A 10,974-nucleotide genomic window follows, 5' to 3' on the forward strand; every position below is an offset into this window, starting at 1 on the left:
CTTGGATTTAACGCTGCAGGTCATCTTCCACCTCCAGTTCAAGCTGCTCTTCATCGAGATCCGCTTCGATATCCTCAAACAGCGAGTCGCTGCTCGGCATTTCGTCGTCGTGGAAGATGGCCTCGCCCTCCTGGATCATCCGCAGCTGGACGGAGCGCGGATCCTCATCGGAGCGCACGTCGGCGGCAAAGCGGAACACCGACTCGTTGACCCGGAATTTGTCGCTGTTGCCAAGGGCGGTGATCATGCCAAGGCGGCGCAGGCGGCGCATGGAGGTACGGATCTTCTCCAAGAGCTTCTTCTTGTCCAGATCGGTGCCGCCAGAGCGGCTGTTGACCATCCGCAGCAGCTGCTTCTCGTCAGCCAGGCTCAGCACCTCTTCTTGCAGCTCGCCCATGGCGAACACCCCTTCCGAGGCGAGCCGATCCGGGCTCAGGTAGAGGTAACAGAGTACCTTGCCCACCAGCATGTCGAGCTCGGAGAGGACGGTGGTGCCGATGTCGGCGCTCGGGCGCGGGCGCAGATAGAAGAAGCCTTCCGGCGCCTTGATCAGTTCAACCTGATAGCGGCCGTAGAAGATCTCCAGCTCCTGGTGGTACTCCACCAGCGCCGAGTGCTGTTCGAACTCGTCGGCACTGATGTGGCGGCCGGAGCGCAAGGCGGTGTCGATGCGCGGAAACAAGGGGTTGGCAATCGCCTCTGCGAGCCGCAGCGGCAAGGGAAACTCAGTATTGATCAATGACATAGGCCTGAACCTTGGATCCAGCTTGGTTAATGGGTTTCCATGCGGGCTGACGATGCAGCTGGTGCTCGCCGCTGGCATGGCCCAGGCGCACAGCCTGGTCGATCAGAAGACGCGCCACGTCGAAGTGGGCATGGGCCGGGTAATCCAGCAGGTATTCGCGCAGCACGTCGGCGAGATCCAGCTGCTGGCCCTGCTCCGGGTAGCGGGACAGGTAGCGCTCGATGCGCTCGGCCAGCTCCTGGTTGATGTCCACCATCTCCATGTACTCCATCTCAAGCGGCACCTCGCCGGTCACCTCCTCGTCGTGGATGGCGATGGTCTCGTCGCGCAGCTCCAGCAGGCGCGGCTCTTCGGCCACTCGCAGCAACCAGTTGTGCTGCTCGAAATTGCGGATGGAGTCGCGCAGCCGCTGGCTGAAGGCGCGGTTCTTGTCCATGTCGATGGCGTTGCGGATGAACTTGTGGACGTGCCTGTCATAGCGGGCCCACAGCTCGATGCACTGCTGGCCCCAGCTGGTGATGACATCCAGCCGCCCCTGCAGGGCGTGGGTCAGCTCCTCAACGTGGAACAGATCCTCGCGCCCCTGCGCCGCTTCTTGAATGTTGAGCAGCCCCGCCTGCAGGCGGTGGCCGGCGGCGTCCAGGGTATCTTGCAACTCGCGCAGGGTCTGGCCGGTCTCGTGCAGCAGTTTTTCGCAGCTGTGAATGGCATCGACCCAGTTCTGGGTCAGCAGGGCCGCAATCTCGTTTTTGACCTGATTTTGCTGCTCGTCCATGGCGCGCTGGGTGAGATCGATGCGCCCCAGGGTCTCTTCCAGCGAGAAGGTGAGCCGTGGCAGCACCTCGGCATCCCACTGCTCGCGGGTATTGGTCTCGAGCGCCGCCTTGCGGGCGGTGTCGAGCTCGGCCGCCAGGTGTTCGAGCAGGATGGAGAGCTTGATGGAGTCAACCTGGCGCTGATCCATGAAGAAATCGACGATGCTCATGCCAAGGCGCGACAGGCGATAGAGGCTCTCCCCCGCCACCATGTCGGTGTTGAAGCGCGACAGCAGTTGCTGGCGAATGAGATCGTTGATGGCGTTGTTGGCGCGACCGGTGAGGGTCTCGTCCATCTGGCCGAAGGCGTTGCTGACGTAGCCAAAGGCATCGTGCAGCGCCGCTTCAGACAGATCCGATTCATCTTCGGACAGCGTCTTGATTGCAATCAGAAAGGCCAGCCGATCGGTGGGCAGGCTCAGCGCCAACCCCTCCTGCCTGACCCATCCCACCATTTCGGGCAGGGTACGGGATGTACTCATCATGATGTTGTCATCTCGTTGTTGTATTGGGCGCAAAGCCTTGCGCGCGGCTACATCCGGTAGCATCAAAAAAGGTGGCCTCAACCGGTGGGTTTTTGCGCCATCACGTGGATATAGCGCCCCAGGGAGATAAACGGCTCTTGCCGGCAATATTGCAGCTCCATGGCCAGCAGATCCTCGAACTTTTCTCGCTGATCCTGCTTGTGGCGCATGTAGTCGTGGATCACCCGCACCCCGGTCTTGCCGATGATCTTGAGCCCGCCCCGGCCAACCCAGTCGTAGACCTGCTCCGGCAGCTGGGGATTGGTGGGGGTCAGCGCAGTCTGGCGCTTCTTGTTGAGCCCCTGGCGCACGTAGTCAAAATTGCCCACCACCAGGCTCTGGAACAGCAGACCGTGACGGTTGTAAAAAAGAAGCGACAGTATGCCCCCGGCATTGACGAAAGGGAACAGACCGAGCAAGGTCTGGCGCGGCTCGGCGAGCCACTCCAGCACCGCGTGACAGAGCACCAGATCGAAGGTACCGGTCACGTGTGCTTTAAGATCCTGAATGGGACAATGGATGAGACGAATTCTGTCTTCCAGCCCCTTTTCGGCGATCTGGCTGCGGGCCAGCGCCAGCATTTCCGCCGACAGATCGCACAACTCCACCTGATGGCCCATGGCTGCCAGCTTCTGGGCAAAATAGCCAAAGCCGCCCCCCGCATCCAGGATGCGCAGCGGCCGGTTGCCCAGGCGGGCCAGGCAGGCTTCGATGTCGCTCCATACCACTGTGGTGCGGATGCGCCCCTTGGTGGAGTCATAAATGTTGCGGGCGAACTTGTCGGCGCGCCCGTCAAAACTTTGATCTTGCTTCAAGACGAACTCAACTCTGTGGCCACGGGAAACGGGCCTGACGAAAAAGAGGGTATTCTGTCACATCCCGAATTTGCTGAAAACTCAAGTCGAAGCACACTCCCCCAGGTGATGGAAAAAACATCGTTTGGCGCCCACTTTGCCCCCATTTCGCGCTTTGCGGTGTTGTGCGGGCAGGCACTGCACAACCTGTGTGCCTTGATGGCGCCATGCAGCCTTGGGAAGAGGCGCCTATACAAGGGCGCCAAAATCCTTAATAATTTTTTAATGCATTGTTATATAAGGAATAACACGTGGACACCCTGTTTGATCTCAAAAAGTGGCTGGGCCAGCTGCTGATGCCGCTCCCCTTCTCCCTCAGCCTGCTGTTGCTGGCGCTCTTGCTGCTCTGGTTCACCCGTTTCCAAAAGAGCGGCAAGCTGCTGGCCAGCCTCTCGCTGCTGCTGGTCACCCTGATGGGGATGCGACCGGTGAGCTACGAGCTGGCCCGCGGGCTGGAGCAGACCTTTCCCCCCTTCGAGACAAGCCAGCATCCCGACATCGAGGCCATCGTGGTGCTCGGTAACGGCCATGTCAGCGACCCGGCGGTGCCCGAGCGCTCCTGGCAGAACAATATTGCGCTGGCCCGTACCCTGGAGGGGGTACGGCTGGCCCAGGCTTATCCGCAGGCGGAGCTGATTTTTTCAGGCTATGTATCGGGAGATCCCCTCTCCAACGCCGAGGTCAATGCCCGCATGGCGGCGAGTCTCGGCATTCCCCGCGCGCGGATGACGTTGTTTGAAAACAACAAAGACACCCACGACGAGGCGGTCAGCATCAGCGCCCACCTCAAGGGCAAGCGGGTGGCGCTGGTGAGCTCGGCAACCCATCTGCCGCGTGCTATGGCGCTCTATCAGGGTCAGGGACTGAACGCCGTGGCTGCCCCCACCGACTACACCGCCAAGCAGAGTCAGGTGGCCCAGCCCCTCTACAGCTACCTGCCAAAAGGGCGCTATCTGATGTATTCCGAGGCTGCCATTCACGAATGGATTGGGGTATGGTGGGCCCGTTTGCGAGGGCAGGTTAACGATTGAGCAATCGAGCCTTTCATTCCTGATTTGGATCAGGAAAGCGAAAAAAAATTACGTCATTTGCCGCCGGGTCAGCTATCTTGGGCTCGGTTCAATTCATATAATGTCGCGCAATCAAATGCCTAGGAGATATACAAGATGAGACAGCACCTGGTAATGGGTAACTGGAAACTGAACGGCACCAAAGCTTCCGTCGAAGCTCTGATCAAAGGACTGACCCCGGCTGCTGCCGCTCATCCTTCTGTGCAAGTCGCCGTCTGCCCGCCGGTTATCTTTTTGGGTCTGGTTGAGCAACTGACCGCCGGCAGCAAGATTGCCTACGGTGCCCAGAACGCCGACGTTCACGAGTCCGGCGCCTTCACCGGCGAGAACGCTCCGTCCATGCTCAAAGCCTTCGGTTGCACCTACTCCCTGGTCGGCCACAGCGAGCGTCGTACCCTGCACGCAGAGACCGACGACGTGGTTGCTGCCAAGTACGAAGCCATCCAGAAAGGCGGCCTGATCCCCGTGCTGTGCATCGGTGAGACTCTGGCTCAGTTCGAAGCCGGCACCACCAACTCCGTGGTCGAAACCCAGCTCAAAGCCGTGATCGACCGTTGCGGTATCGCCTCCTTCAACAACGCCGTCGTGGCTTACGAGCCGGTATGGGCCATCGGTACCGGCAAGACTGCCACCCCGGAAATCGCTCAGGCCGTTCACGCTCACATCCGTCAGTACCTGGCCGGCTTCGACGCCGCCGTGGCTGCCAAGGTACAGATCCTGTACGGTGGTTCCGTCACCGGTGCTACCGCTGCCGACCTGTTCGGTCAGCCGGACATCGACGGCGGCCTGGTGGGTGGTGCGTCCCTGAAAGTGGACGACTTCTCCCAGATCATCGCTGGCGCGGCCAAGTAATCGGCTGCTATGGAGGGGGCGCTTGCCCCCTCCTGCATATCGCTTTTCCTATGGCAGCCGCCGCATCCCATAGGAAAGCCGATATAGTAAAAGTGGCTTGTCTCATTCAACCATTTCGTATTCGACAACTCAGATCCAGAGGCACTCATGACCAAACAAATCAAACGTATTGGTGTTTTGACCAGTGGTGGTGACGCACCGGGTATGAACGCAGCCATCCGCGCCGTGGTGCGCGCCGGTCTGCATCATGGCCTGGAAGTCTACGGCATCTATGATGGCTACCTCGGTCTGCACCAGGACCGTATCGTCAAGCTGGAGCGTCACAGCGTCTCCGACGTGGTCAACCGTGGTGGTACCTTCCTCGGCTCCGCCCGTTTCCCCGCCTTCAAAGATCCGAAAGTACGCGCCGAAGCGATCGAAAATCTGAAAAAGCACGGCATCGACGCCCTGGTGGTGATCGGTGGTGACGGCTCCTACATGGGTGCCAAGAAGCTGACCGAAGAGGGTTTCCCCTGCATCGGTCTGCCGGGCACCATCGACAACGACATCGCCGGTACCGACTTCACCATCGGCTTTGATACCGCGCTGAACGTGGTGGTAGACGCCATCGACCGTCTGCGCGATACCTGCAGCTCCCACCATCGCATCTCCGTGGTCGAGATCATGGGCCGTCACTGCGGTGATTTGGCCATGTCCGCCGCCGTTGCCGGTGGTGCCGAGTACGTGATCGTGCCGGAAGTGGCGTTCGACAAGGACAAGCTGCTGCAACAGATCAAGGAAGGCGAAGCCAAGGGCAAGAAGCACGCCATCATCACCATCTGTGAGCACGTCACCGACGTGAACGCCCTGGCCAAGGACATCGAAGCCCTGACCGGCCGCGAAACCCGCGCCACCATCCTGGGCCACATCCAGCGTGGCGGTACCCCCACTGCGCGTGACCGCATCATGTCCAGCCGTATGGGCGCCTACGCCGTCGAGCAGCTGCTGGCCGGCCACGGTGGCCGCTGCGTCGGCATCCAGCGCAACGAGATGGTGCACCACGACATCATCGACTGCATCGAGAACCTCAAGCGCCCGTTCGATCAGGAGCTCTACGATCTCTCCACCACCCTGTTCTAAGCTCCGCTTTCAGGTTGCTGTGACAAAAGCCCTCCACTGGAGGGCTTTTTCATTGGGCCCTGCTCGCCACACCTGGTGCCATGACACCACCTCGTTACAACCATCCCTACGCCCCTCGCAGCGCTTCCTCTGTTTATCGCCTGCCCGCCCCCTTCTTCGGGCCACTTGGCCCGTTAACCGGTTCAACCAGCATTGCTTCGATTCAGGACCACAGCAACGCGGTACCCAGCCCTCTGCAGTCCGGCTTCTGCCGAGAACAAACAGCACGACTTCTCTGCACACTCTTCTTGCTCTGTCTTTTGCTCTGTCCCTTGGCGTTGCCGACCGTAGGCGCCCCATCGGGCAGCCAACATGCCAGGAAAAGATCCGAACAGAGACGAAAAGTGGGCCGACAGAGCACCATCAGCAGAGGGGATTTTGCAAAAAAACAGGAAGAGACATGTCAGAAGATGGCGTCACGACAGGGAAAAACCGTTCGACTACGACAAAAACATGTTGGAGACGGAAAATGACGCTGACAGCAGCCCAAACCATGGCAGGGTCATCACTCTCCTCTAAAAATCGTCATTTTTTGCCGACATAATTTTAAAAAAACAAAAAAGCCTCATATAAAACCCATTGCCTGCATCGTAATGAAATTAACTAATACATTGTTTTAATTGAGATAACTTAATATTCAACTTCTCTCCATCGAACAGAATGACCACCGAGATGATAAAGTGAGCTTAAAATTGCAAAAATGAAGCTTTCAATGACCACAAGCCACATCTCAACCAATAAATGCAGTTTACTATTGTTTTACCGCACAATTGTGGTATCTTGGTTCCATCAACAGTCAGCCAAGGGAGACAAAAATATGAAAGAGTTTGTGGTTACTGCAGTTTTTACTGTGTTTTTCACTCTGGTTGCCGTCTCTCTGCCGTCACTGTCACAGCTTTGAGGCGGTTAGTTGCCCACTCAATGATCCTGATGGGCAACGACAGGCATCGCCACGCTGGTTAATTCACCGCTTAATGTCATTTTTTTGTAGTTCATCGAAAACAACGACAAATACGGCCATTAGTACGACCAAGCGAACATAATTGCAGCTGCCTGCCAGAGGTAGCCTGTAAACAGGGGGAGCCAGTGGCTCCCCCTGTTGCATTTGCGTCTGCGGGATTTACTCTTGTCCCCCTGCCCGTCACAATGTCCGCTGGATTCGCCATGCAGGAATTACCATGACACAAGATGCGCTAAGCCATTGGCGTCGTGATCTTCATCGTCTGCCCGAAGCGGCCTGGTGTGAATTTCGTACCAGCTCCCTCATCGCCCACCACCTCAGTGAACTCGGTTTCTCCATCATGCTGGGCGACAAGCTGCTGGCCAGCAACCTCATCATGGGCCGCAACATCGACGTGCAGGCCCAGAAGGAGCGAGCCCTGCGCCAGGGTGCCCATCCAGACTGGCTGGGCAGGATCGAAGAGATAACGGGCGTGATGGGGCTGTGGGACAGCGGCCGTCCCGGCCCGACCCTGGCCTTTCGCTTCGACATCGATGCGGTGGAGGTCGAAGAGAGCCAGGATGAGCTGCATCCTCCCAGCCAGGAGGGGTGGCACTCGCGCAATGCCGGCTGGATGCACGCCTGCGCCCATGACGGCCATACCGCCATCGGGCTGGTGCTGGCCGAGCGGATCGCCGCCCTCGCCGATCGGCTGAACGGCCGCATCAAGCTGTTCTTCCAGCCCGCCGAAGAGGGCTGTCGCGGCGGCAAGGCGCTGGCCGCCGGCGGCCAACTCGACGACGTGGATGCCCTGCTGGCGCTGCACATCGGCATTCATGCCAACAGCGGCGAGCTGGTAGTCAATCCCACTGAGTTTCTCTGCTCCACCAAGTTCGACGTGGAGTTCATGGGGCGTGCCGCCCACGCGGGGCTTGAGCCCAACGCCGGCAGCAATGCGCTGGCGGCGGCCTGCATGGCCACCACCGCCATGCTCGGCATCGCCCGTCACCGCGATGGCATGACCCGCATCAACGTGGGCCAGCTCCATGGTGGCAGCGGCCGCAACGTGATCCCGGGTCATGCCCTGTTGCAGGGGGAGACCCGGGGCGCCACGCCGGCCCTCAACGACTACATGTTCAGCCAGGTGCAGCAGATGGTGGAAGGGGCAGCCATGATGCAGGGCGCCACCTACCTCATCCGCAAGCAGGGTGAAGCCATCGGCATCGACAACAGTCCGGCCCTGCTCGAAGAGATCATCCCGCTCGCCCAGGCGCTCAAGCTGGAGACCATCCACACTCGCCGCTTTGGCGCCAGCGAGGATGCGGGCTTTCTCATCGAGCGGGTGCAGCGAAACGGCGGTCAGGCCGCCTATCTGATCCTGGGGGCCAATCTGGCGGCGCCTCATCACCATCCGGAATTCGACTTCGACGAGGCCGTGCTGGCCCCCGGCGTGGCACTGCTGGAGTCCTGGCTGCTGGCCCGCCTCGGCCGCTAGCAAACAGCCGGAAACAAACAAGGCAGCCCGCGGGCTGCCTTGTTTGTTTCACCCCTTGTACGGCAAGGGGGTCTGTTGCATCTACTGTCCCAGCACGATGGCCGAGAGGTGGGCGAAGTGGTGGATCTCGTGGGTCGCCTCGCACGGACCATCCTGGCGAGCCGGGTTGTACCAGCAGGTTGCCAGCCCCTGCGCCGCGGCGCCGGCGATATCGGTCTTGGGGTTGTCCCCCACCATCAGCACTCGCGCCGGATCCGGGCGCTGCATCAGCTCGAGGGCATGCTGGAAAATGGCCGCCGCCGGCTTGGTCACCTGTACCTCGTCCGAGATCACCAGCGGCTCGAACCACTCGTTCCAGCCCAGCTTGTCGAGGCGGCCGCGCTGCGGCAGGCTGAAACCGTTGGTGATGATCCCCATCTTCACCTTGCTCTTCAACACCTGCAGGGTCTCCACCACCCCCTCCAATGGCATGCTCAGGGCGATGATCTGCTGCAGGAAGGTATCGTTCATCGCCATCGGCGCCACGTCCACCTGTTCGGCAAACAGGGAGAAGCGGGTCTGCTGCAGGTGGGTGGCATCAATCTCGCCGGAGTTGTACTGCTGCCAGAGCCGGTGGTTGAGAGCATGGTACTCCGCCATCTTGGGCGGGGTCGGCGTCACGCCGTAAATGTGCAGCGTCTGTTCCAGCGCCTGGGCGACCGGGAAATCGAGCAGTGTTTCGTCCAGATCGAACAACACCCAGTCATAACTTGGTACTTTCACGGGATCCCTTACTGTTCTGGTTGATCAAATTCATTGCGCCGCCCCAGCGGGCCGGCCAGCAGATCCAGTGTCAATCTGACCCCGAATCCGGTCACCTCGCTGCTGACCACGCCATTGCCGCCCTTGTTGCGAAAACCGCTCAAGTCGAGGTGCAGCCAGGGGGTCTGGGCGGGGACGAAGCGGCTGAGGAAGCGGGCTGCATCGATGTGATCCGGCGACGAACCCGGCGCACACTGTAACAGATCGGCCCACTCGCTATCGAGGTTGTCGTCGTAGTCCTCATCCAGCGGGAAGGGCCAGATCCGCTCGCCGCTGCGCTGGCCAAGATTGATCAGCTCCCCCAGCCACTGGGGGCGGTTGGTGAAGGCGCCGCTGTAACGACTGCCGAGCGCCCGTTTGCAGGCCCCGGTCAGGGTGGCGTAGTCGATCAGCAGATCCGGATTGTCCTGCACCGCCATGCAGAGGGTATCCGCCAGCACCATGCGCCCCTCGGCATCGGTGTCCACCACCTCGATGGTGGTGCCGTTGAGGGCAGTCACCACCTCCCCCGGCCGGTAGGCGAGCGGGCCTATGTGGTTCTCGGCGATGGCGAGCCAGCAGTGCACCTCATAGGGCAACCTGGCCCGACTGATGGCGTGGAGCGCCCCCAATGCCACCGCGCTGCCCCCCATGTCCAGGTGCATGCCATACATGCTGCCGGAGATCTTGAGGTTGTAGCCGCCCGAATCGTGGCAGATCCCCTTGCCCACCAGTGCCAGCCGCCGCACCGCATTGGGCGGGCAGTAGCTCAACTTGACCATGGCGGCCTGGTTGTCTTCCGAGCCGCGCGCCACCGCGATGAAGGCGCCAGCCCCCCGCTCGGCGAGCTGGGCCTGATCGTATTCATGCCACTGCCAACCCTCGCTCTGGGCGAGCTGGCGTACCCACTCCCGGTAGCTGCGGGCGGTCAGATCGGAGGCCGGCGACACCGCCAGATGGCGCGCCATACCGTTGCCCTCCGCCTCGGCATAGATCCGCGCCAGATCCAGCACGCAATTGGGGGACACCGCAATCTGCTGGTAGCGCCAGGGATCTTCGCTGCGATGCTTGTGACTGGGCAGCGGCACGTTGGCGGCCAGCAAGGTGGCCAGCACCAGTTCGGCCAACAGCGTGGTATCGGCCTCGTCAAAGCCTTCCAGGTGCAGCCCCAACCGCTCGATCTTGAGCCCGGCCAGCGGCGCAACCCAGCCGCGCACCTGCTTGTAGAGGGCATGATCGCGCGCCGGGTGTGCCGGCAGGAAGATCAGCAGTTGCAGGGTATTGTGCAGCACCAGGCTGTAGGGTGCTTTCTGCCCCAGCGCGATCTGGGCGCCGACGGCGGCAAACTCGGGCAGGGCCAGCAGGCTTTCGCGGCGATCTTCGGCGCAGATCAGCAGGTTGGCGGCCAGGCCGTTGGTGAGGACGGCAGCGAGGCCGGCGTCGTGAATGTCGATCTGCGGCGGCAGATAGGTAAATGGTTGCATCATTGGGCAAGGCCCTCATCCATGAAGAGATACCAGTGATGATACCCAACAAAGCGGGGTCACAGCCAGATTTGCACTTGAAAATCAATATCAAGCGTGAAGGCGGCACAAAGCAGAAAGACCGCGAAGGCGGCTGGATTAAAAACTGGAGGGTTAGCGTAATAGAGAAAGGAAGTTGGTTGCGGGGGCCGGATTTGAACCGACGACCTTCGGGTTATGAGCCCGACGAGCTACCGAGCTGCTCCACCCCGCGTCCG

Annotated in this window: 9 protein-coding genes and 1 tRNA gene; 4 read left to right on the plus strand and 6 right to left on the minus strand. The window is 60.5% G+C overall.

Annotated features, from left to right (window positions below; all coding sequences use genetic code 11):
* Nucleotides 1-7: 7 nt before the first annotated feature.
* The 3 genes from mukE to cmoM form a co-directional block, all read right to left on the minus strand.
* Nucleotides 8-745, minus strand: coding sequence for a chromosome partition protein MukE (gene mukE / locus PG899_RS01690; RefSeq protein ID WP_190284252.1), 738 nt, complete (start codon nt 743-745; stop codon nt 8-10).
* Nucleotides 726-2,045 carry a chromosome partition protein MukF gene (mukF, locus tag PG899_RS01695; RefSeq protein WP_103826829.1) on the minus strand — a complete coding sequence of 440 codons (1,320 nt, stop codon included), beginning with the start codon at nt 2,043-2,045 and terminating at the stop codon, nt 726-728. Before mukF ends, mukE begins: the two co-directional genes overlap by 20 nt.
* A 77-nt stretch (nt 2,046-2,122) precedes the next feature.
* Complete coding sequence (gene cmoM, locus PG899_RS01700) at nt 2,123-2,899, minus strand: tRNA uridine 5-oxyacetic acid(34) methyltransferase CmoM (protein WP_190284251.1); 777 nt, start codon at nt 2,897-2,899, stop codon at nt 2,123-2,125.
* Nucleotides 2,900-3,198: 299 nt separating this feature from the next.
* Here cmoM and elyC point away from each other — a divergent pair, with 299 nt between their 5' ends.
* The 4 genes from elyC to PG899_RS01720 all read left to right on the plus strand — a co-directional run bounded on the left by elyC (nt 3,199) and on the right by PG899_RS01720 (nt 8,453).
* Nucleotides 3,199-3,969 (plus strand): envelope biogenesis factor ElyC, encoded by a 771-nt coding sequence (gene elyC, locus PG899_RS01705; protein WP_190284320.1) that lies wholly within the window; start codon nt 3,199-3,201, stop codon nt 3,967-3,969.
* Between the two features lie 135 nt (nt 3,970-4,104).
* Entirely contained in the window at nt 4,105-4,860 is a 756-nt protein-coding gene (tpiA, locus tag PG899_RS01710; protein ID WP_016350610.1) for a triose-phosphate isomerase, read from the plus strand.
* A 147-nt stretch (nt 4,861-5,007) separates the two neighbouring features.
* Nucleotides 5,008-5,979 carry a 6-phosphofructokinase gene (gene pfkA, locus PG899_RS01715; RefSeq protein ID WP_011706225.1) on the plus strand — a complete coding sequence of 324 codons (972 nt, stop codon included), beginning with the start codon at nt 5,008-5,010 and terminating at the stop codon, nt 5,977-5,979.
* A 1,217-nt stretch (nt 5,980-7,196) separates the two neighbouring features.
* A complete protein-coding gene (locus PG899_RS01720; protein WP_190284250.1) occupies nt 7,197-8,453 on the plus strand; it encodes a M20 family metallo-hydrolase in 1,257 nt (418 codons plus the stop codon).
* An 81-nt stretch (nt 8,454-8,534) separates the two neighbouring features.
* On the opposite strand, the gene yjjG is transcribed toward PG899_RS01720, so the two are convergent.
* From yjjG to PG899_RS01735, 3 genes are all read right to left on the minus strand, one after another.
* A complete protein-coding gene (gene yjjG / locus PG899_RS01725; protein ID WP_190284249.1) occupies nt 8,535-9,215 on the minus strand; it encodes a pyrimidine 5'-nucleotidase in 681 nt (226 codons plus the stop codon).
* Between the two features lie 8 nt (nt 9,216-9,223).
* Complete coding sequence (locus tag PG899_RS01730; protein WP_190284248.1) at nt 9,224-10,720, minus strand: M17 family metallopeptidase; 1,497 nt, start codon at nt 10,718-10,720, stop codon at nt 9,224-9,226.
* A 173-nt stretch (nt 10,721-10,893) separates the two neighbouring features.
* Nucleotides 10,894-10,970, minus strand: a tRNA-Met gene (locus PG899_RS01735).
* Nucleotides 10,971-10,974: the final 4 nt, after the last annotated feature.

It is taken from the genome of Aeromonas sp. QDB39 (assembly GCF_027707585.1).
GTDB classification, from domain to species: domain Bacteria; phylum Pseudomonadota; class Gammaproteobacteria; order Enterobacterales; family Aeromonadaceae; genus Aeromonas; species Aeromonas hydrophila.

Coding starts and splice junctions, on each gene's coding strand:
- mukE (WP_190284252.1), bottom strand. CDS start 745: ATGTCATTGATCAATACTGAGTTTCCCTTGCCGCTGCGGCTCGCAGAG.
- mukF (WP_103826829.1), bottom strand. CDS start 2,045: ATGATGAGTACATCCCGTACCCTGCCCGAAATGGTGGGATGGGTCAGG.
- tpiA (WP_016350610.1), top strand. CDS start 4,105: ATGAGACAGCACCTGGTAATGGGTAACTGGAAACTGAACGGCACCAAA.
- pfkA (WP_011706225.1), top strand. CDS start 5,008: ATGACCAAACAAATCAAACGTATTGGTGTTTTGACCAGTGGTGGTGAC.
- PG899_RS01720 (WP_190284250.1), top strand. CDS start 7,197: ATGACACAAGATGCGCTAAGCCATTGGCGTCGTGATCTTCATCGTCTG.
- PG899_RS01730 (WP_190284248.1), bottom strand. CDS start 10,720: ATGATGCAACCATTTACCTATCTGCCGCCGCAGATCGACATTCACGAC.